At 71.7% G+C, this 20491-nt stretch carries 17 protein-coding genes and 3 tRNA genes; 18 read left to right on the top strand and 2 right to left on the bottom strand.

The genetic code is table 11. From position 1 onward, the window contains the following. Positions 1 to 159 precede the first annotated feature (159 nt). From dnaA to ACFVXH_RS33895, 14 genes are all read left to right on the top strand, one after another. Positions 160 to 2016 carry a chromosomal replication initiator protein DnaA gene (gene dnaA, locus ACFVXH_RS33960; RefSeq protein ID WP_380777895.1) on the top strand — a complete coding sequence of 619 codons (1857 nt, stop codon included), beginning with the start codon at positions 160 to 162 and terminating at the stop codon, positions 2014 to 2016. Positions 2017 to 2969: 953 nt separating this feature from the next. After that, a complete protein-coding gene (gene dnaN, locus ACFVXH_RS33955) occupies positions 2970 to 4100 on the top strand; it encodes a DNA polymerase III subunit beta (protein WP_387829709.1) in 1131 nt (376 codons plus the stop codon). A 170-nt stretch (positions 4101 to 4270) separates the two neighbouring features. Further along, positions 4271 to 5146, top strand: coding sequence for a phosphogluconate dehydrogenase (NAD(+)-dependent, decarboxylating) (gene gnd, locus ACFVXH_RS33950; RefSeq protein ID WP_049654622.1), 876 nt, complete (start codon positions 4271 to 4273; stop codon positions 5144 to 5146). A 41-nt stretch (positions 5147 to 5187) separates the two neighbouring features. Then, positions 5188 to 6321 (top strand): DNA replication/repair protein RecF, encoded by a 1134-nt coding sequence (gene recF, locus ACFVXH_RS33945; protein ID WP_049654621.1) that lies wholly within the window; start codon positions 5188 to 5190, stop codon positions 6319 to 6321. A 193-nt stretch (positions 6322 to 6514) separates the two neighbouring features. Then, on the top strand, positions 6515 to 7054 hold the full coding sequence (locus ACFVXH_RS33940) for a DUF721 domain-containing protein (RefSeq protein WP_049654619.1): 540 nt from the start codon (positions 6515 to 6517) through the stop codon (positions 7052 to 7054). 259 nt (positions 7055 to 7313) lie between these two features. After that, on the top strand, positions 7314 to 9338 hold the full coding sequence (gyrB, locus tag ACFVXH_RS33935) for a DNA topoisomerase (ATP-hydrolyzing) subunit B (RefSeq protein ID WP_369808323.1): 2025 nt from the start codon (positions 7314 to 7316) through the stop codon (positions 9336 to 9338). A 56-nt stretch (positions 9339 to 9394) separates the two neighbouring features. Beyond that, a complete protein-coding gene (gene gyrA / locus ACFVXH_RS33930) occupies positions 9395 to 12004 on the top strand; it encodes a DNA gyrase subunit A (RefSeq protein WP_049654618.1) in 2610 nt (869 codons plus the stop codon). Positions 12005 to 12154: 150 nt separating this feature from the next. Then, positions 12155 to 12910 carry a DUF3566 domain-containing protein gene (locus tag ACFVXH_RS33925; protein WP_074002160.1) on the top strand — a complete coding sequence of 252 codons (756 nt, stop codon included), beginning with the start codon at positions 12155 to 12157 and terminating at the stop codon, positions 12908 to 12910. Between the two features lie 260 nt (positions 12911 to 13170). Next, a complete protein-coding gene (locus ACFVXH_RS33920) occupies positions 13171 to 14565 on the top strand; it encodes a cyclopropane-fatty-acyl-phospholipid synthase family protein (RefSeq protein ID WP_074001901.1) in 1395 nt (464 codons plus the stop codon). 16 nt (positions 14566 to 14581) lie between these two features. Then, positions 14582 to 14658: transfer RNA gene (locus ACFVXH_RS33915), tRNA-Ile, on the top strand. Between the two features lie 102 nt (positions 14659 to 14760). After that, positions 14761 to 14834, top strand: a tRNA-Ile gene (locus ACFVXH_RS33910). 167 nt (positions 14835 to 15001) lie between these two features. Next, positions 15002 to 15364: a DUF6191 domain-containing protein gene (locus ACFVXH_RS33905; protein WP_117488751.1), complete on the top strand. Its 363-nt coding sequence runs from the start codon at positions 15002 to 15004 to the stop codon at positions 15362 to 15364. A gap of 259 nt (positions 15365 to 15623) precedes the next feature. Then, the gene (locus tag ACFVXH_RS33900) at positions 15624 to 15752 is read left to right on the top strand and encodes a DLW-39 family protein (protein WP_014137031.1); all 129 of its coding nucleotides are present in this window, start codon (positions 15624 to 15626) and stop codon (positions 15750 to 15752) included. 186 nt (positions 15753 to 15938) lie between these two features. Then, a tRNA-Ala gene (locus ACFVXH_RS33895) sits at positions 15939 to 16011 on the top strand. An 83-nt stretch (positions 16012 to 16094) separates the two neighbouring features. Here ACFVXH_RS33895 and ACFVXH_RS33890 read toward each other — a convergent pair. Next, the gene (locus tag ACFVXH_RS33890) at positions 16095 to 16832 is read right to left on the bottom strand and encodes a DUF5324 family protein (protein WP_074001946.1); all 738 of its coding nucleotides are present in this window, start codon (positions 16830 to 16832) and stop codon (positions 16095 to 16097) included. A gap of 260 nt (positions 16833 to 17092) precedes the next feature. On the opposite strand from ACFVXH_RS33890, the gene ACFVXH_RS33885 reads away from it, so the two are divergent. Further along, positions 17093 to 17986: a rhomboid family intramembrane serine protease gene (locus ACFVXH_RS33885; RefSeq protein WP_049656798.1), complete on the top strand. Its 894-nt coding sequence runs from the start codon at positions 17093 to 17095 to the stop codon at positions 17984 to 17986. A 347-nt stretch (positions 17987 to 18333) separates the two neighbouring features. Here ACFVXH_RS33885 and crgA read toward each other — a convergent pair whose 3' ends face one another. Then, positions 18334 to 18582: a cell division protein CrgA gene (gene crgA / locus ACFVXH_RS33880; protein ID WP_049656797.1), complete on the bottom strand. Its 249-nt coding sequence runs from the start codon at positions 18580 to 18582 to the stop codon at positions 18334 to 18336. Positions 18583 to 18751: 169 nt separating this feature from the next. On the opposite strand from crgA, the gene ACFVXH_RS33875 reads away from it, so the two are divergent. From ACFVXH_RS33875 to ACFVXH_RS33865, 3 genes are all read left to right on the top strand, one after another. Continuing rightward, the gene (locus ACFVXH_RS33875) at positions 18752 to 19516 is read left to right on the top strand and encodes a DUF881 domain-containing protein (protein ID WP_380745407.1); all 765 of its coding nucleotides are present in this window, start codon (positions 18752 to 18754) and stop codon (positions 19514 to 19516) included. Positions 19517 to 19585: 69 nt separating this feature from the next. Continuing rightward, positions 19586 to 19765 (top strand): hypothetical protein, encoded by a 180-nt coding sequence (locus ACFVXH_RS33870; RefSeq protein WP_049656795.1) that lies wholly within the window; start codon positions 19586 to 19588, stop codon positions 19763 to 19765. A gap of 55 nt (positions 19766 to 19820) precedes the next feature. After that, positions 19821 to 20486 carry an aminodeoxychorismate/anthranilate synthase component II gene (locus tag ACFVXH_RS33865; protein ID WP_074002166.1) on the top strand — a complete coding sequence of 222 codons (666 nt, stop codon included), beginning with the start codon at positions 19821 to 19823 and terminating at the stop codon, positions 20484 to 20486. Positions 20487 to 20491: the final 5 nt, after the last annotated feature.

Genomic DNA, 20491 nt, shown 5'->3' with positions numbered 1-20491 from the left:
AACTCGACCTGGTTACGGTACGCGGGACGGGGCACGGGGGTCAAACCAGCCGTCTCTCGCCCGTCTTACCCACAGCCTGTGGACAACGACTTGATCCGTCCCTGTTCGCTGACTACCGTTGCAGAACTTGTCTGGTTTGTTCTTGGAAAGCGTGCACCAGTGGCTGATGTCAACAGCGACCTCGTCCCGGTCTGGGCCAGGGTCGTCGAGCGGCTGGTCGCCGACCCCGATGTCGGGGAGATGGACAAACAGTGGGTGCAGCGCACCCAGCCGATGTGGATGATGCACGACACCGCCCTGCTGGCGACCCCGAACGAGCGGGCCAAGCAGGTGCTGGAGGGCCGGCTGCTGCCGCAGCTGACCGAGGCCCTCAGCCGTGAGCTCAGCCGCCCGGTCCGGATCGCCGTGATGGTCGACGCCAACGCGGTGCCGACCACCCCCGCACCCGCCCCCCAGGCCCCCGCCGAGCCCTACCCGGGCCCGGCCGAGGACGACGCCCCCGGCTACGGCGGCCAGGGCTACCAGCAGCCGTACGAGCACGGCCAGCCCTACGAGCAGCCGCAGCCGTACGAGCAGGGCCAGGGGTACGAGCAGGACTACGAGCGCCCCCGCTACGACACCGGCGGCTACGAGCAGCGCCAGGCCCCGTACGGCGGCCCCGGCGGCGGGCCCGGCTGGCAGGGCTACCAGGAGCAGCCGCCCGGCTACCGCGACGCGGAGGAGCCCGCGTCCCGTCCGGCGCCGCGGCCCGTCCCCGGCCCGCCCGCGACCACCCAGGGCGACCTCTTCGGCGGCGCCTACGGCCCCGGCCCGAACGAGCAGCCCCGCACCGGCGCCGGCCGTCGGGCCGGCGGCTCCCGCCCCACCGGCGGCCGCCCGGCCGAGAAGGCCGCCCCGGAGCGCTCCGCCGAGCGTCCCGGCGTCCCCGGCGTGCCCGCCCCGCCCGGCGCTCCCCCGGCCGGCGGCTCCCGCAAGGACGAGCCGGCCGCCCGGCTGAACCCCAAGTACCTGTTCGACACCTTCGTCATCGGCGCCAGCAACCGCTTCGCGCACGCGGCGGCGGTGGCGGTCGCCGAGGCCCCGGCCAAGGCGTACAACCCGCTCTTCATCTACGGCGAGTCCGGGCTGGGCAAGACCCACCTGCTGCACGCCATCGGGCACTACTCGCGCAGTCTCTTCCCGGGCACCCGGGTGCGCTACGTGTCCTCGGAGGAGTTCACCAACGAGTTCATCAACTCGATCCGGGACGGCAAGGCGGACACCTTCCGCCGCCGCTACCGGGACATGGACATCCTGCTCGTGGACGACATCCAGTTCCTCGCGAGCAAGGAGTCCACGCAGGAGGAGTTCTTCCACACCTTCAACACCCTGCACAACGCGAACAAGCAGATCGTCCTCTCCTCGGACCGGCCGCCCAAGCTGCTGACCACGCTGGAGGACCGGCTGCGCAACCGCTTCGAGTGGGGTCTGATCACCGACGTCACCCCGCCGGAGCTGGAGACCCGGATCGCGATCCTGCGCAAGAAGGCGATCCAGGAGCAACTCAACGCTCCCGCCGACGTATTGGAGTTCATCGCCTCCCGGATCACCCGCAACATCCGGGAGTTGGAGGGCGCGCTGATCCGGGTGACCGCCTTCGCCAACCTCAACCGGGCCCCGGTGGACCTGGAGTTGGCCGGGATCGTCCTCAAGGACCTGATCCCGGGCGGGGACGAGGACGCCGGCCCGGAGATCACCGCGCAGGTCATCATGCAGCAGACCGCCGCCTACTTCGGCCTGGGCGTGGACGACCTCTGCGGGTCCTCGCGCAGCCGGGTGCTGGTGACGGCCCGGCAGATCGCGATGTACCTCTGCCGCGAGCTCACCGACCTCTCGCTGCCGAAGATCGGCGCGCAGTTCGGCGGCCGCGACCACACCACGGTGATGCACGCGGACCGCAAGATCCGCTCGCTGATGGCCGAGCGGCGCTCGATCTACAACCAGGTCACCGAACTCACCAACCGCATCAAGAGCTAGCCGGAGCAGGCACGGCGGGGCCCCGGGTCCGAAGACGGGCCCCAAGGGCGTCAGGAGCGAATCCTGACGCCCTTTCTCGTGTCCACAGGTGTGCGTCGCGCGCCGGCTGGGCAGGGATGCCCTCGACGGACGGTCCGCCAGTCCACAGCCCGCGCCGAACAACTGACCGGTGATTCGAAACCCGGGGGCGCGCAAGGCCGTTGTCCACAGGACGGGCCCCTCCGCCGCCGTCCACAGGGTGGGGAGTGCGGAGTTATCCAGAATTCGTCCACAGGCCCGTCGCCGCTACGCTCTTCCGCGCAGGTCAGGTGCCTGTGGACTTGTGCACAACGGTTATCCACAGGGTGTGGACAATTGACGGGTCCACAGTGGGCCGTCCGGGTTATCCACCGGTTGTCCCCAGGGGAGGGCCGGTTATCCCCAGGTTGTCCACAGCGGCGTCCACAGTTCGACAACCGTGGGCTGGCGTTCATACCCTGGTGTGAAAGGCGTCACGTAAAGTTGACCGGCGCCCGTGGATAACCGGGCCCGGATCTGGGGACAGCCCTGGGGATAACCTGTGGATACCCTGCGTGCCCTGTGGGTAACGCTCGGCTGTCCACAGCGCGGCCTGCCCGTCCACAGCCGCCGTCCACACCCGCTGTGGACAAAATTCGGGCTCTGACCTGCGGAAACAGGGTTATCCACGGTTTCCACAGGCCCTACTACTACCACTACACATTTAGACCCCGGACTTGCTTTCAAAGTGGGTGGGCCCCGAATCTGTGGACAACCGGGCCCCGACAACAGTTCGGGTCGCTTCCGCCCGTCTGCCCCGTCTGTCGGCGGAGTACGTCAGACTGTCCTTGCGACTGGAAGCGGAGTGACCGAGCTCGGTGGACAGCCGAACCGACGATCAAGATCAGACGAACCAGAGTGCGAGCGGGAGCGCTCGATCCAGGAGGCGGTTACCGGTGAAGTTCCGGGTGGAGCGTGACGTCCTCGCGGAGGCGGTGGCCTGGGCTGCCCGCAGCCTCCCGGCACGGCCGCCGGTGCCGGTGCTGGCCGGCCTGCTGCTGACCGCGCAGGAGGGCAGCCTGGCGCTGTCCGGCTTCGACTACGAGGTCTCGGCCCGGGTCGAGCTGGAGGCGGACGTCGAGGAGCCCGGCACCGTCCTGGTCTCCGGCCGGCTGCTGAACGACATCTCCCGCAACCTCCCCAACCGGCCGGTGGAGATCTCCACCGACGGCCAGCGGGTCAGCGTGGTCTGCGGCAGCTCCCGGTTCACCCTCCCCACCCTCCCGGTGGACGAGTACCCGGCGCTGCCCCAGATGCCGACCGCCACCGGCACCGTCTCCGGCGACGTCTTCGCCTCGGCCGTCAGCCAGGCCGCGGTCGCCGCCGGCCGGGACGACACCCTCCCGGTGCTCACCGGTGTCCGGGTCGAGATCGAGGGCGACCGGATCACCCTGGCCGCCACCGACCGCTACCGCTTCGCCGTCCGCGAGCTGCTGTGGAAGCCCGAGCAGTCGGACATCTCCGCCGTCGCGCTGGTCCCCGCCAAGACCCTCCAGGACATCGCCAAGTCCCTGGGCAGCGGCGACAACGTCTCCATCGCGCTCTCCTCGGGCGGCGCGGGCGAGGGCCTGATCGGCTTCGAGGGCGCCGGCCGCCGGACGACCACCCGGCTGCTGGAGGGCGAGTTCCCCAAGTTCCGCAGCCTCTTCCCGACCGAGTTCAACGCGATCGCCGCGATCCAGACCCAGCCCTTCCTGGAGGCGCTCAAGCGCGTCTCGCTGGTCGCCGAGCGCAACACCCCGGTCCGCCTCAACTTCGAGGAGGGCGTGCTGACGCTGGAGGCCGGTTCGGGCGACGACGCCCAGGCCACCGAGCGGATCGAGGCCTCCCTGGAGGGCGACGCCATCTCGATCGCGTTCAACCCGGGCTACCTGGAGGAGGGCCTCAAGGCCATCGACTCCCCCTTCGCCCAGCTCAGCTTCACCACCCCGACCAAGCCCGCGCTGCTCAGCGGCAAGGTCTCGGTGGACGCCGAGGAGGACAAGGCCTACCAGTACCTGATCATGCCGGTCCGCCTCTCCGGCTGATCCCGCCCGTCCTTCGTCCACAGGCTGTGCACACCCGCTGTGCACAGCCTGTGGCCGTCTCCCCCGGCCGGCCCCGACCGCAGCCGGGCGGGGCCGCTCCAGCGCGTAGGCTCAAGGAGTGCGGCAACGGCGCCGCCGGCAGGCACGTCACCACAGGTAAGGACTTGGTCATGGAGCTCGGCCTCATCGGTCTCGGCAAGATGGGCGGCAACATGCGCGAGCGGATCCGCCGCGCCGGCCACACCGTCATCGGCTACGACCGCAACCCTGACATCTCCGACGTCGAGAGCCTCCAGGAGCTCGTCAGCAAGCTCCAGGGCCCGCGCGTGGTCTGGGTCATGGTCCCGGCGGGCGCCGCCACCCAGGCGACCGTCGACGAGCTCGCCGAGCTGCTCTCCCCCGGCGACGTGGTGGTCGACGGCGGCAACTCCCGCTGGACCGACGACGTCAAGCACGCCGAGGCGCTGGCCGCCAAGGGCATCGGCTTCGTGGACTGCGGCGTCTCCGGCGGCGTCTGGGGCCTGGAGAACGGCTACGCGCTGATGTACGGCGGCGACGCCGAGCACGTCGCGAAGGCCCAGCCGGTCTTCGACGCCCTCAAGCCCGAGGGCGAGTTCGGCTCGGTGCACGCGGGCGCGGTGGGCGCCGGCCACTTCGCCAAGATGGTCCACAACGGCATCGAGTACGCGATGATGCAGGCCTTCGCCGAGGGCTGGGAGCTGCTGGAGGCCGCCCCCGAGGTCACCGATGTGCGCGACGTCTTCCGCAGCTGGCAGGAGGGCACCGTCATCCGCTCCTGGCTGCTGGACCTGGCCGTCCGCGCCCTGGACGAGGACGAGCACCTGGACAAGCTGCGCGGCTGGGCCGCCGACTCCGGCGAGGGCCGCTGGACCGTCGAGGCCGCGATCGACCACGCCGTGCCGCTGCCGGCGATCACCGCCTCGCTGTTCGCCCGCTTCGCCTCCCGCCAGGAGGACTCGCCGCAGATGAAGATGATCGCCGCGCTGCGCAACCAGTTCGGCGGCCACGCGGTCGAGTCCAAGTAACCAGCAGGTCCTCCCCAAGAAGGCGGGCGCAGTCCACAGCCATGCACGTCGCGCACCTGTCGCTCGCCGACTTCCGGTCGTACGCCCGGGCCGAGGTTCCCCTCGACCCGGGCGTGACCGCCTTCGTGGGGCCCAACGGCCAGGGCAAGACCAACCTGGTCGAGGCGATCGGCTACGTGGCCACCCTGGGCAGCCACCGGGTCGCCACCGACGCCCCGCTGATCCGGCTGGGCGCCGAGCGGGCGGTGGTCCGCACCTCGGTGGTGGACCGCGGCCGGTCCACCCTGATCGAGCTGGAGCTCACCCCGGGCAAGGCCAACCGGGCCCGGATCAACCGCTCCGACAACGTCCGCCCGCGGGACGTCCTGGGCCTGCTGCGCACCGTGCTGTTCGCCCCCGAGGACCTCAGCCTGGTCAAGGGCGACCCGGGTGAGCGGCGGCGCTTCCTGGACGAGCTGCTGACCGCCCGGGCACCCCGGCTGGCCGGGGTGCGGCAGGACTACGAGCGGGTGCTCAAGCAGCGCAACGCCCTGCTGAAGACCGCCGCGATGGCCCGCCGGGCCGGCGGCGGCAAGGGCGCGGACCTGTCCACCCTGGAGGTCTGGGACGGCCATCTGGCCCGCGCCGGCGCCGAGTTGACGGCCTTCCGGATCCAGCTGGTGGCCGCCCTGCAGCCCCTGGTGGCGGCCGCGTACGGGCAGCTGGCCCCCGGCGGCGGCGAGACCGCCCTGGAGTACCGCAGCTCCTTCGAGGGCGAGCTGCCGACCAGCCGTGAGCAGGCCGAGGAGCAGCTGCTGAACGCGCTGCAGGCGGTCCGCAAGCAGGAGGTCGAGCGCGGTGTCACCCTGGTCGGCCCGCACCGCGACGAGCTGGGGCTCAAGCTCGGCCCGCTGCCCGCCAAGGGCTACGCCAGCCACGGCGAGTCCTGGTCGTTCGCGCTGGCGCTGCGGCTGGCCTCGTACGAGCTGCTGCGCGCCGACGGCGGCGAGCCGGTGCTGATCCTGGACGACGTGTTCGCCGAGCTGGACGCCGCCCGCCGGGACCGGCTGGCCGAGCTGGTGGCCGGCGGCGAGCAGGTGCTGGTGACCGCGGCGGTCGCCGAGGACGTGCCGAAGGCGCTGGCCGGCGCCCGGTTCGCGGTCTCCGACGGCGCGGTGCGCCGGGTCGACGCCTGACCGCGCCCCCGCGCCCGCACCGCTGCACACCCCTCCACCCGCACCACCACACCGCCGTCACCGGACCGCGACCGCTTCCGCGCACCGCGCGCCCCCGCCCCGGCCCGAGGGGCCCGGCGGCTCCCGTAGGCTGGACGGCTCGGCGGGCGCGCGACCGCGACCGTTGTCCACAGGCTGGGGAAAGGAGATCGCCGTGAGCGAGCCGGCGGAGCACTCCCCCGAGCCCGGTGCCCCGGCGCCGACCGGTGCCGACCTCGCCCGCTCCGCGCTGCGCGCGGCCCGGGCCCAGGCCCGTCAGCGCGGCGAGCAGGTCCGGGAGAAGCGCGAGGCGAAGCGGCACGGCCTGCGCAGCGGCGCCCGCTCGGACGGCCGCGACCCGGTCCCGCTGGGCGCGGCGCTCAACCGGCTGCTGACCGAGCGCGGCTGGGAGTCCTCGGCCGCCGTCGGCGGGGTGATGGGCCGCTGGCCGCAGATCGTCGGCCCGGACATCGCCGCGCACTGCCACCCCTCCTCCTACGACGAGGCCGCCGCGGTGCTCACCGTGCAGTGCGACTCCACCGCCTGGGCCACCCAACTACGCTGGCTGGCACGGCAGTTGGTGGCCCGTCTGAACCACGAACTGGGCCACGGGACGGTCCGGACCATCAAGGTGCTCGGCCCCGCGGCGCCCGCCCGCGGCTACGGCCGGCTGCGCGCGCCCGGGAGCAAGGGGCCGGGCGACACCTGGGGCTGACCGGGACCTCGGACGGCCGGCGGGGGCACGGATCGGATGGCGATCTTCCGGAACCCCTGACAGCCCTTCCAGGCGCCCTGGGCCCCCCGGGCGAGTATCGGGACATGTCCCGAGGGGATTCAGGGCGGCATATCTGCCCTCAAGGGCTGCCAAACGCCCATCTCTGTCAGTCGTACCGGTAGACTGAAAGCCAAACACTGTTGCTAGTGGCAACCGAGTCGAAACGCTGTGGTCGCACGCCCGCCCGTACGGGGTGGGCATGCGACCCGTGCTGTGCCAGAGAGGGCGCTTCGTGGCCGATTCCGGCAACCCCAGCCAGACCCCAGACCAGTCCGAGCAGGCTTCCTACACCGGTAGCAACATCCAGGTGCTGGAAGGCCTCGACGCCGTCCGCAAGCGCCCCGGCATGTACATCGGTTCGACGGGCGAGCGCGGCCTGCACCACCTGGTGCAGGAGGTCGTGGACAACTCCGTCGACGAGGCGATGGCCGGGCACGCCGACACCATCGACGTCACGATCATGGCCGACGGCGCCATCCGCTGCGTCGACAACGGCCGCGGCATCCCGGTGGACATCGTCCCCGGCCAGGACAAGCCCGCCGTCGAGGTCGTGCTCACCGTCCTGCACGCCGGCGGCAAGTTCGGCGGCGGCGGCTACGCCGTCTCCGGCGGTCTGCACGGCGTGGGCGTCTCCGTGGTGAACGCGCTGTCCACCCGGCTCTCGGTGGAGATCCACCGGGACGGCCACATCTGGACCCAGGACTACAAGATGGGCGCGCCGACCGCCCCCCTGGTCAAGGGCGCGGAGACCGACCGCACCGGCACCACGGTGACCTTCTGGGCCGACGGCGACATCTTCGAGACCACCGTCTACTCCTTCGAGACGCTCTCCCGGCGCTTCCAGGAGATGGCCTTCCTCAACAAGGGCCTGTCGATCTCGCTGACCGACGAGCGCCCCGAGCACGCGGACGAGGAGGGCAAGCCGCTCACCGTCACGTACAAGTACGACGGCGGCATCGCCGACTTCGTCGCCCACCTCAACTCCCGCAAGGGCGAGGTCGTCCACCCCTCGGTGATCGACTTCGAGGCGGAGGACAAGGACAAGGCGATCTCGGTGGAGATCGCGATGCAGTGGAACTCCTCCTACACCGAGGGGGTCTACAGCTTCGCCAACACCATCCACACCCACGGCGGCGGCACCCACGAGGAGGGCTTCCGCGCCGCGCTGACCGGCCTGGTCAACCGCTACGCGCGGGACAAGAAGCTGCTCCGCGAGAAGGACGACAACCTCTCCGGCGAGGACATCCGCGAGGGTCTGACCGCGATCATCTCGGTCAAGCTCGGCGAGCCCCAGTTCGAGGGCCAGACCAAGGACAAGCTCGGCAACACCGAGGCCAAGACCTTCGTCCAGAAGGTCGTCCACGAGCACCTCAACGACTGGCTGGACCGCAACCCCAACGAGGCCGCGGACATCATCCGCAAGTCCATCCAGGCCGCCACCGCGCGCGTCGCCGCCCGCAAGGCCCGCGACCTGACCCGCCGCAAGGGCCTGCTGGAGTCCGCCTCGCTGCCGGGCAAGCTCTCGGACTGCCAGTCCAAGGACCCGTCCGAGTGCGAGATCTTCATCGTCGAGGGTGACTCCGCCGGCGGCTCGGCCAAGCAGGGCCGCGACCCGCGCACCCAGGCCATCCTGCCGATCCGCGGCAAGATCCTGAACGTCGAGAAGGCCCGGATCGACAAGGTCCTCCAGAACACCGAGGTCCAGGCGCTCATCTCGGCCTTCGGCTGCGGCATCCAGGAGGACTACGACGAGTCCAAGCTGCGGTACCACAAGATCGTCCTGATGGCCGACGCCGACGTCGACGGACAGCACATCCGCACCCTGCTGCTCACCCTGCTGTTCCGCTTCATGCGGCCGCTGGTCGAGTCCGGGTACGTCTACCTCGCCATGCCGCCGCTGTACAAGATCAAGTGGGGCAAGGACGACTTCGAGTACGCCTACTCCGACCGCGAGCGCGACGCGCTGATCGCGGCCGGGGTGGAGGCCGGGCGCCGGCTGCCCAAGGACGACGCGATCCAGCGCTTCAAGGGTCTCGGCGAGATGAACGCCGAGGAGCTCCGGGTCACCACCATGGACGCCGAGCACCGCCTGCTGCTCCAGGTCACCCTGGAGGACGCCGCCCGTGCCGACGAGCTGTTCTCCGTGCTGATGGGCGAGGACGTCGAGGCGCGCCGCTCCTTCATCCAGCGCAACGCCAAGGACGTTCGCTTCCTGGACGTGTGACGCCTGCACCGCAGGCCCCGCACGTTCCAGTCCGCGTGAAAGGAAACTGACCACCAGTGGTCGACGACAACCGTCCCGAAGGCGAACAGCCCGAGACCCCCGCAGCCGAGGGCACCGCCCAGGTGACCATGCGGATCGAGCCGGTCGAGCTCGAGACCGAGATGCAGCGCTCCTACCTCGACTACGCGATGAGCGTGATCGTCAGCCGGGCGCTCCCCGAGGTCCGCGACGGCCTCAAGCCGGTGCACCGCCGCGTGCTCTACGCGATGTACGACGGCGGGTACCGGCCCGAGAAGGGCTACTACAAGTGCGCCCGCGTCGTCGGCGACGTCATGGGCAACTACCACCCGCACGGTGACACCTCGATCTACGACACCGTGGTCCGCCTGGCCCAGCCGTGGTCGCTGCGGATGCCGCTGGTGGACGGCAACGGCAACTTCGGCTCCCCGGGCAACGACCCGGCGGCGGCGATGCGCTACACCGAGTGCAAGCTGATGCCGCTGGCCATGGAGATGATGCGCGACATCGACGAGGAGACCGTCGACTTCGCGCCCAACTACGACGGCCGCTCGCAGGAGCCGACCGTCCTGCCCGCGCGCATCCCCAACCTGCTGGTCAACGGTGCCACCGGCATCGCGGTCGGCATGGCCACCAACATCCCGCCGCACAACCTCCGCGAGGTCGCCTCCGGCGCGCTCTGGTACCTGGAGAACCCGGAGGCCTCCGCCGAGGAGCTGCTGGACGCCCTGGTCGAGCGGATCAAGGGCCCCGACTTCCCGACCGGCGCGCTGATCGTCGGCCGCCGCGGGATCGACGACTACTACCGCACCGGCCGCGGCTCGGTCACCATGCGGGCCGTGGTCGAGGTCGAGGAGATCCAGGGCCGCCAGTGCCTGGTGATCACCGAGCTGCCGTACCAGGTCAACCCGGACAACCTCGCGCTGAAGATCGCCGACCTGGTCAAGGACGGCAAGATCGCCGGCATCGCCGACGTCCGGGACGAGTCCTCGTCCCGCACCGGCACCCGCCTGGTGGTCGTGCTCAAGCGCGACGCGGTCGCCAAGGTCGTGCTGAACAACCTGTACAAGCACACCGAGCTGCAGACCAACTTCGGCGCCAACATGCTGGCCCTGGTCGACGGCGTGCCGCGCACGCTGTCGCTCGACGCCTTCATCCGGCACTGGGTCAACCACCAGGTCGAGGTCATCGTCCGGCGCACCACCTTCCGGCTGCGCAAGGCCGAGGAGCGCGCCCACATCCTGCGCGCCCTGCTGAAGGCCCTGGACCTGATCGACGAGGTCATCGCGCTGATCCGGGCCTCGGCCAGCGCCGACGCCGCCCGCACCGGCCTGATGGGCCTGCTCGACATCGACGAGCTCCAGGCCAACGCGATCCTGGAGATGCAGCTGCGCCGACTGGCCGCCCTCGAGCGCCAGCGGATCATGGACGAGCACGACGAGCTCCAGCGCAAGATCGACGAGTACAACGCGATCCTGGCCTCGCCGGTCCGCCAGCGGGAGATCATCTCCGAGGAGCTCACCGCGATCGTCGACAAGTACGGCGACGAGCGGCGCTCCACCCTCATCCCCTCCGACGGCGACCTCTCCATCGAGGACCTCATCGCCGAGGAGGACATCGTCGTCACGATCACCCGTGGCGGCTACGTCAAGCGGACCCGCTCCGACCTCTACCGCTCGCAGAAGCGCGGCGGCAAGGGCGTGCGCGGTGCCCAGCTGAAGCAGGACGACATCGTCGACCACTTCTTCGTGACGACGACCCACAACTGGATCCTGTTCTTCACCAACAAGGGCCGGGTCTACCGCGCCAAGGGCTACGAGCTGCCGGACGCCGGGCGCGACGCCCGCGGCCAGCACGTCGCCAACCTGCTGGCCTTCCAGCCGGACGAGCACATCGCCCAGGTGATGGCCGTGCGGACGTACGAGGACAAGCCGTACCTGGTCCTCGCCACCCGGGCCGGCCTGGTGAAGAAGTCCGCGCTCAAGGACTACGACTCGCCGCGCTCCGGCGGCCTGATCGCGATCAACCTGCGCCAGGACGAGGAGGGCCAGGACGACGAGCTGATCGGCGCCGAGCTGGTCTCCGCCGAGGACGACCTGCTGCTGGTCTCCAAGAAGGCCCAGTCGATCCGCTTCACCGCGACCGACGACGCCCTGCGCCCGACCGGCCGCGCCACCTCCGGCGTCAAGGGCATGGCCTTCCGCGAGGACGACGAACTGCTCTCGATGAACGTCGTCCGTCCGGGCACCTACGTCTTCACCGCCACGGACGGCGGCTACGCCAAGCGCACCGGGGTGGACGAGTACCGTGTCCAGGGGCGCGGCGGCTACGGCACCAAGGCGGCGAAGATCGTCGAGGGCCGGGGCTCGCTGGTCGGCGCGCTCGTGGTCGACGAATCCGACGAGATCATGGCGATCACCCTCTCGGGTGGGGTGATCCGCACGAGGGTTTCCGAGGTTCGTGAAACCGGACGTGACACCATGGGCGTCCAACTGATCAACCTCGGAAAGCGCGACGCGGTCGTGGGCATGGCCCGCAACGCGGAGGCCGAGGACGAGGAGACGGCGGAGGACGAGGTGGCGGGTACCGAGTCCACCGAGACGGCCGAGGGAGCGGAGACGGCGGTCGACGGAGACGTCGAGGCCTGAACCGAACCGCAGACCGGTGCCGCCGCGTCCAGAGTATGGATGCGGCGGCACCGGACGCCGACCAGTTCCGGGCAATCCCGCCGGGCGCTGGATGACGAGTGACGAAGCAGGGCGGCGCCGCCGTCCTGGTGGGAAGTGCGGGAGGACCAGGTGAGTGGAGCCACGGGTGCTGCGGGAGGAACCTCCGGCGGCCGTCCGGGCGCGCAGGGCGGGGGTGCGTACGGCGTTCCGCAGCCGCCGACCGAGCACTCGGCCGCGTCCACCTCGCTGATGCCGCCGGCCGGTGGAGCGGGCCAGAGCGGTGCGACCTACGGGGGGCAGACGCCCGCGCCGCCGAGCGGCCAGGCCGGCTTCTCGCAGCCGACCACGTACGCCAAGGGGCAGCCGACCCCGGCCCGGGGCACCCGGAGCCCGGGCCACACCCCGGCGGGCGGGACCCCGGTCGGGGCGACCCCGGCCGGCGGCACCCCCACCGGGGCGGCGCGCCGCCCCGCCGGTGCCCCCGCGGCCGCGACCGGGGGGGCCGGCCTCGGCCGGACCCGCAAGGCCCGGCTGCGGGTGACCAAGGTGGACCCGTGGTCGGTGATGAAGGTCAGCTTCCTGCTGTCGCTGGCCGTCGGCATCATCATCATCGTGGCCGCGGCCGTGCTGTGGATGACGCTGGACTCGCTCGGCGTCTTCGACTCGCTGACCAAGACCCTCAAGGACGTCACCGGCTCGGACAGCAGCGGCGGCCTCAACCTGATGGACTACGTCGGCTTCGGCAAGGTGATGACCTTCACCACGCTGATCGCCGTGGTCGACGTCGTCCTGCTGACCGCCCTGTCCACGCTCTCCGCGTTCATCTACAACGCGGCGGCCGGCTTCACCGGCGGTGTCGAGCTCACCCTGGCCGAGGAGGACTGATCCCGGCCGGATCCTGACGCTCGCTCAGCTCCCCGTCCACGGACGGAATGCACGGGCCCCACCCGCTGTTGCAGCGGGTGGGGCCCGTCGGCATTTCGGGTGACAGCCGGCCGCCCGCGGCGTGCCACCCGGAAACCGGGCGGCCGCGGTGGGACAAGCTGGGTGCCGCCCGTCCCGCGCCTGGGAGTGCCGCAGGCCGCCCCCGGTCCGCCCGACCGGGTCAGCTGAGGTTCCGCAGGACGACTGGACGGAGGCGCGCGGTGGCGAAGCTCGCAGGTCAACTGGTCGAAGCCCTCGAAGGGCTGTTGGGGGTCCCGGTACCGCTGCGGGTACAGGCCTGGGACGGCAGCACCGCCGGGCCGCCGGGCGCGCCCACCGTGGTCCTGCGCAACCGCCGGGCGCTGCGCCGGCTGGTCTGGCAGCCGGGCGAGCTGGGCCTGGCCCGGGCCTACGTCGCGGGGGACCTGGAACTCGCCCCCGGCACCGACCTGTACGAGACGCTCTCCGCCGTCGCCCGCTTCGCCGAGCGGCCGGAGGTCCGCACCCTGGCCCTCGGGCCGCGCGAGGCGCTCGGCCCCAAGGGCCGCCGGGTGCTCGCCGCCGCGCTGCGGGCCGGGGCGGTCGGCCTCGAGCCCGAGCCGCCCCGCGAGGAGGTCCGCAGGGCCCCAGGGCGGCTGCACAGCCGCAGCCGCGACCGCGCGGCCATCAGCCACCACTACGACGTCGGGAACGACTTCTACCGGATCGTGCTGGGCTCCTCGATGGTCTACTCGTGCGCCTACTGGGCGCCCGAGGCGAAGAGCCTGGAGGCGGCCCAGGAGGCCAAGCTCGACCTGATCTGCCGCAAGCTCGGCCTGCGCCCCGGGATGCGCCTGCTGGACGTCGGCTGCGGATGGGGCTCGCTGCTGCTGCACGCGGCGAAGCACTACGGGGTCACCGCGGTCGGCGTCTCCATCTCCACGGAGCAGGTCGCGCTGGCCCGCGCCAGGGTCGAGGAGGCCGGGCTGTCCGACCGGGTCGAGGTCCGGCTCCAGGACTACCGGGAGATCACCGACGGGCCCTTCGACGCGATCTCCAGCGTCGGGATGGCCGAGCACGTCGGCTCCGAGCAGTACCGGGTCTACGCCGAGGGCCTGTACCGGCTGCTGGTGCCCGGCGGCCGGCTGCTCAACCACCAGATCGCCCGCCGCCCCGACATCCCCGGGGTGCCGCACCGCACCAGCCCCTTCATCGACCGCTACGTCTTCCCGGACGGCGAGCTCTCCCCCGTCGGGTCCACGGTGGCCCGGCTGGAGGAGGCCGGCTTCGAGGTCCGGGACGTCGAGTCGCTGCGCGAGCACTACGGGCTGACCCTGCGCGAGTGGGTGGCCAACCTGGAGGCGCACTGGACGGAGGCGGTCCGGCTGGTCGGCCGCGGCCGGGCCCGGGTCTGGCGGCTGTACATGGCGGCCTCCGCGCTCGCCTTCGAGCAGAACCGGATCGGGATCAACCAGGTCCTCGCCGTCCGCAGCACCGAGGAGGGCGCGGCGGGCCTGCCGCCGACCCGCGAGGAGTGGCTGCTGCGCCCCTCCGTGGGCGCGCCGCAGCTGGTCGCGGGGGGTGCCGCCGCAGCCCCGGCCGACCCGGATTTGGGAGATCGGCCGTCGGTCCGCTAATCTTTCAGTGCGGCAAGGGCCTATAGCTCAGACGGTTAGAGCGCTTCCCTGATAAGGAAGAGGCCACAGGTTCAAGTCCTGTTAGGCCCACCACCGCGAAGGGCCCGGAGTGATCCACTCCGGGCCCTTCGACAGTTCTTGAGATCGGGCGGGGCCGTGGATCGGCCGGCATCCGGTACGATCTCTCATCGGTGAGGGCCTATAGCTCAGACGGTTAGAGCGCTTCCCTGATAAGGAAGAGGCCACAGGTTCAAGTCCTGTTAGGCCCACCTCCCCGAAGGGCCCGGAGTGATCCACTCCGGGCCCTTCGACGTTTCCCGCCGCGCTGCCTCCGCGCGTCCCGCCGCGTTCCCACCGCGTTCCCGCCGCCGGACCGGGAACCGCGCGCCCCTCCCGACGGTTCTCGGGGGAGGGACGGTGGAGGGTTGGTGACGGCATGGCGGTGTTCTGGGCGATGAGCATCCCCGGACTGGTCTGCGCCCTGGTGGTGCTGGCCGCGCTCGATCAACTGGCACTGCGGGCGCGCCGCGCCCGCTGGGTGCCCTGGCGGGGGACGGGCCGGGAGGGGCAGATCTCGGCCACCGGGTTCGAGCAGCTGCACGCGCAGTTCGCCGCGGGCAAGCAGCACGAGCTGGACGAACGTCGCAGCACCCTGATGCTGCGGGACGAGGAGGGCGAGGGGGCGCCGCCGCGGACCAGGGTGGACCTGGCGAACGGCACCGCCGTGGTGGTGGCGCCGGGCCGCCCGGCGGACGGGACGGCGGGCGGACCCGCGGACGGCTCGGCGGGCCGGGTCTGATCCGCGGGCGCGCGGGACGGTCCGGGCACGGTCGGACCGCCCGCCAGGAGGTGCGGCGTCAATCCTGGGACCGGACCGCCGGGTTGGCCGCACCGGTGGCTGGTCACGATTGGGACACCGGTGTGTATCATCGGCCGCAAGGGCAGTCTGGCACCCGGCCGCCCGTTCGCGCTCGAAACACAACTGGACTCGTCGGCCCGGTCAGTCCGGCCGGATCCGGCTCTTGAGTCCACCAACGCAAGAAGGACGAGGTCCCGCGGTGAAGAAGCTTCTCCTGGTCGCCCTGGTCGCCCTCGGCGGCTTCTTTGTCTACCGTCAGGTCCAGGCGGACCGCGCCGAGCAGGACCTGTGGACCGAGGCCACCGACCCGGTCCCGGCCGGTCGCTGAGCCCCCGGCGATCTGACGATCGACGAACTCCGGAGGCGCCCGTCGGCGCCTCCCGGGCCGGCCGGCCCGGTCGACGAACCGGACCGGCCGACCCCTTGGAACGGCACCGTTCCGGGGGGACGGCGCTGGGAATCGCGCCGGAAACCGGTACGCTAGTGCCCGTTGGCACGCGCGCGGTGCCGTCGAGGGGCATTAGCTCAGTTGGTAGAGCGCTGCCTTTGCAAGGCAGATGTCAGGAGTTCGAGTCTCCTATGCTCCACAGCCCACAGCAGTAGCCGATCGGCCGCCGACCAGGATCCTGGTCGGCGGCCGATCGGCGTTTCCGGGCGCTCGCCCGTACGGTCAGCGCGACCCGGGGCCGTCCTCGGCGGCGGGGCCGTCCTTCCCGGCGGTCGGGGACCCGTCCGTCGACTCGGCGACGGCCTCCGGGCCGGAGCCGTTCACCGGCGTGGAGGCGGCGTGCGCGCCGGCCGGCCGGGGCTCCTGCGGGGCCGGGGGCTCGACCAGCCACTCCGGGTTGCTGTGCCGGCGCCACCACTGCCAGGCCACGATGCCGCCACCGATCGCCAGCAGGCCGGCCACGGCGAGGCCGGTGGCCAGGCGGTTGCACTGCTCCTTCCTGGCGTTCCGGGCGGCCAGCTCGCTGATCTCGGCCGAGCTGACGTTGCCCTGGAGGGCGGTCAGCGCGGCGGCGCCGCGGGCCTGGGCCTCGTGGGCGACCGGGCCGACGGTGGCGCGGGCCTCCTCGACCGCCTGGGCGACCCTGGGGCCGACGGTGGCGCGCGCCTGGTCCGCGGCCCGGGCGGCGGACAGGCGGGCCGCCAGAGCGGCCTCCTGGGCCCGGTGGAGGGCCTTCAGGGTGTTCTGCTGGGCCTCCGGCGGCAGGTTGGCGAAGGCCTGGCCGAACTGGGGGGCGAGGTGCCGGTCGTACTGGCAGCGGAGGTGGTGGGCGGCCTGTGCGGCCTTCGGACCGAAGGCGTCCAAGGCGGGGCCGAGGCGCTGCTTGGCGCCGTCCGCGAACTGTGCGGCGGTGTCCCGGGTCCTGGTGGCCGTCTCACGGGCCGAATCCGAAAAGCTCACGAGTCTCTCCTCCTGGGTGGTGTCCTTTATGCACATATCCACCTGAATGCTGATCATGCATGCTGATTTGTCCGGAGGCATGTCGGGGTGGGCCGTACGCGGGGCCCCTGCCGGGGCGGGCCGGATGGGGCGGGCGTGAGGACAGGGCCCCCGGCGGGGCGGAGAAAGCCGGGTCCGGCTGTGGGGGAGCCGGTCCGGGGGCGGGGGCGCGGCAGTAGGCTGGCGGTTTCGGAGGTCGTGTACGGGAAGGGGACCCGCTGATGCTCCCGGACGAGCCGAGGCCGTCGGTCGACCGGTCCCCGGAGGCCGGACCGCCCGACTGCTACCGGCACCCGCAGACCCCCACCGGGGTCTCCTGCACCCGCTGCGAGCGGCCGATCTGCCCGCAGTGCATGGTGACCGCCTCGGTGGGCTTCCAGTGCCCCGAGTGCGTCGGCAACGGCCACACCGGGTCGCGGCAGGCGACCACCCGGTTCGGCGGGGCCCTGGCCGCCGACGGCGGGCTGGTCACCCGGGTGCTGATCGGGCTCAACATCGTGGTCTGGGTGCTGGCCGCCTTCGTGCTCACCCCGCGGCTGGGCCAGACCTGGTCGCTGTTCAGCGCCGGGCGGGACATCCTCGGCGGCCCGGCGGGCATCGCCGACGGCCCGGACCAGTGGTACCGGCTGCTGACCGCCACCTTCCTGCACCTGGAGTGGTGGCACGTCGGGATGAACATGCTGGTGCTGTACTGGCTCGGCCCGTCGCTGGAGGAGGCGCTCGGCCGGCTCCGCTTCCTGGCCCTCTACCTGGTCTCCGGCCTGGGCGGCAGCACCTTCGCCTTCCTGGTGGCCGGCGGCTGGATGAACTCGGTGGGCGCCTCCGGGGCGGTCTTCGGGCTGATCGGCGCCACGATCGTGCTGCAGCTGCGGAACAAGGGCCCGCTCGGCCCGGCGATGGCGTTCCTGGTCTTCAACCTGGTGGTCACCTTCTCCCGCCCGGGCGTCGACTGGCGGGCGCACGTCGGCGGCCTGCTGCTCGGCTCGCTGACGGCGGTCGGCCTGATGTACGCCCCGCGCGAGCGCCGCGGCCTGGTGCAGGGGCTGACGGTGGCGGGCGCGGTGGCGGTCGAGGCGGGGATGCTGCTGGCCGGGACGGCCCTCTACGGGGCCTGACCCCTCGGACGTTTGTCCACAGCGGGTGCGGGGTTGTGCACAGGCTGTGCGACCACCCGGGTGTGGACTGTTGTTCTACGCGTGTCCTGCTGTGCGGTTCTCCTGTTCCCGGGGAGTTGTGCACAGCTGTGGACGGGCCCGCCGGGGAAAGTTATCCACAGGCTCGGGGGACTTTTCCCCAGTGTGGATAACCATGTGGATAAGCCCGACAGTCCGATGGTGGGGATAACCGACCGGATTCCGGTGCGCTCCCGCCCGGCTCCGGGCACGCCTGACCGCCGCCCCGGGACGAGCGATCCGGAGCGGCGGGAAACGGCTCGAAGCCGAGCCTCAGGACGGGCGGAGCGTCACTTCCACTGGGTGGAGACGCCGAAGCCGGCGGCGATGAAGCCGAAGCCGACCAGGATGTTCCAGTTGCGCCAGCTCTCGACCGGGTAGGTGCCGCTGGTCACGTAGTAGGTGACGATCCACACCAGGCCGATCAGGAACAGCGCGAGCATCAGCGGCGCGACCCAACCACGGCCCGAACTGATCTTCACCGCGGCCGTGGTCGGCGGGGTGTAGTCGGACTTCTTGCGGAGTCGAGACTTCGGCACGAGGAGCTCTCCTGTCGATGCGCTGTGAGACCGCGCAGGGTGCAGCGGGTGGAATCGGCCGCGGTCGGCTGTGGAGAAACGTCCTGGGGACCGCTCCGCCACATGCCACCGGCGTCCGTTAGCGTAGTGGCTCGGCGGGTCTAGAGGAGATAAGGGTACGGTGACTAATTTGTCGATTCCCCCTGAGCCGGCCCGTACCCGCCGTTCCGGCACCCGAATTGTCGGACGTGCCCTGACCTGCGCCGTCTTCGCGCTCGCCGGACTGCTCTTCTACATCAGCGCGCAGACCGCCCGCGGCACCGACCTGCGGACCGACAACTCGTTGCTCAGCCTCGGCGACGTGGTCCGCCAGCGCAGCGCCCAGAACCAGCAGGCGCAGTCCCAGCTCGCCGACCTCCAGGCCCGCGCCCAGCAGCTCACCGAGCAGCAGGGCCACGACCCCGCCAACGCCGCGCAGCTGGGCGGCCTGCGCTCCGGCGCGGCCCTGGAGCCGCTCCAGGGCGGCGGCCTGACCGTCACCCTCAACGACGCCCCGCCGAACGCCACCGCGCGCATCCCGGGGGTGCCCGAGCCCGGCGTCAACGACCTGGTCATCCACCAGCAGGACATCCAGGCCGTCGTCAACGCGCTGTGGCGGGGCGGCGCCGAAGGGGTACAGGTGATGGACCAGCGGCTGATCTCCACCAGCGCCGTCCGCTGCGTCGGCAACACCCTGCTGCTCCAGGGCCGGGTCTACTCCCCGCCGTACGTGGTCAGGGCGGTCGGGCGGACGGACACCCTGCGCTCGGCCGTCGAGGCGGACCCGACGGTCCGCAACTACCTCCAGTACGTCCAGGCGTACGGGCTGGGCTGGAAGGTCCAGGAGAGCGGCGAGCTGAGCCTGCCCGGCTACTCCGGCACCACCGAGCTGCGTTCGGCGGGCGGCCAGCAGTAGCGGACCGGCCCCGCGGGCGCGCATGGCGGGTCTACTCTTTAACCCAGTCCGCTACGTCGAGGGAGCACCATGTACGGCTGGATCTGGCGTCACCTCCCGGGGAACACCCTGGTCCGGGCCGTCATTTCGCTGCTCCTCGTGCTGGGGATCGTCTACCTCCTCTTCACCTACGTCTTCCCGTGGGCGGAACCGCTGCTCCCCTTCGGCGACGTCACAGTGGACGGCGGCGACGGCGCCGCGACCGGCTGAGCCGGCGGGCCCGGCACTCCCTTCCCGCACCGCACCCCACGGAGACCACGCGCGCATGACGACCCGGCCGACCACTCCGCCCCGCATCCTGGTGGTGGACAACTACGACAGCTTCGTCTTCAACCTGGTCCAGTACCTGTACCAGCTCGGCGCCACCTGCGAGGTGGTGCGCAACGACGAGGTGACCGTCGAGCACGCCGTCCGCCGCTCCGGCGACGAGGGCTTCGACGGGGTGCTGCTCTCCCCCGGGCCCGGCGCCCCGGAGGAGGCCGGGGTCTGCATCGAGATGGTGCACCACTGCGCGCGGATCGGGCTGCCGGTGTTCGGCGTCTGCCTGGGCCTCCAGTCGATCGCGGCCGCGTACGGCGCCGTGGTCGGCCGGGCGCCCGAGCTGCTGCACGGCAAGACCTCGCCGGTCGAGCACGAGGACGGCGGGGTGTTCGAGGGCCTGCCCTCGCCGCTGACCGCGACCCGCTACCACTCGCTCGCGGTCGAGCCGGCCACCGTGCCGGCCGAACTGGTGGTCACCGCGCGCACCGGGAGCGGCGTGATCATGGGGCTCAGGCATCGTGAACTGCCGGTCGAGGGCGTGCAGTTCCACCCCGAGTCGGTGCTCACCGAGGGCGGGCACCGGATGCTCGCCAACTGGCTCGCGGAGTGCGGCTTCCCGCAGGCGGTCGACCGGTCGGCCGGGCTCGCCCCGGTGATCGGCCGGGGCTGACCGGC

The organism is Kitasatospora sp. NPDC058184, from assembly GCF_042883725.1.
In the GTDB taxonomy this organism is placed as follows: Bacteria; Actinomycetota; Actinomycetes; order Streptomycetales; family Streptomycetaceae; genus Kitasatospora.
The sequence above is the reverse complement of the archived record's forward strand: the minus strand, read 5'-3'. Positions and strand labels throughout refer to the sequence as shown.

What these genes read in the sequence shown, in the direction of transcription:
- gnd (WP_049654622.1), top strand. Translation starts at nt 4,271, where the DNA reads ATGGAGCTCGGCCTCATCGGTCTCGGCAAGATGGGCGGCAACATGCGC.
- recF (WP_049654621.1), top strand. Translation starts at nt 5,188, where the DNA reads ATGCACGTCGCGCACCTGTCGCTCGCCGACTTCCGGTCGTACGCCCGG.
- gyrB (WP_369808323.1), top strand. Translation starts at nt 7,314, where the DNA reads ATGCGACCCGTGCTGTGCCAGAGAGGGCGCTTCGTGGCCGATTCCGGC.
- ACFVXH_RS33905 (WP_117488751.1), top strand. Translation starts at nt 15,002, where the DNA reads ATGGCGGTGTTCTGGGCGATGAGCATCCCCGGACTGGTCTGCGCCCTG.
- ACFVXH_RS33885 (WP_049656798.1), top strand. Translation starts at nt 17,093, where the DNA reads ATGCTCCCGGACGAGCCGAGGCCGTCGGTCGACCGGTCCCCGGAGGCC.
- ACFVXH_RS33870 (WP_049656795.1), top strand. Translation starts at nt 19,586, where the DNA reads ATGTACGGCTGGATCTGGCGTCACCTCCCGGGGAACACCCTGGTCCGG.
- ACFVXH_RS33865 (WP_074002166.1), top strand. Translation starts at nt 19,821, where the DNA reads ATGACGACCCGGCCGACCACTCCGCCCCGCATCCTGGTGGTGGACAAC.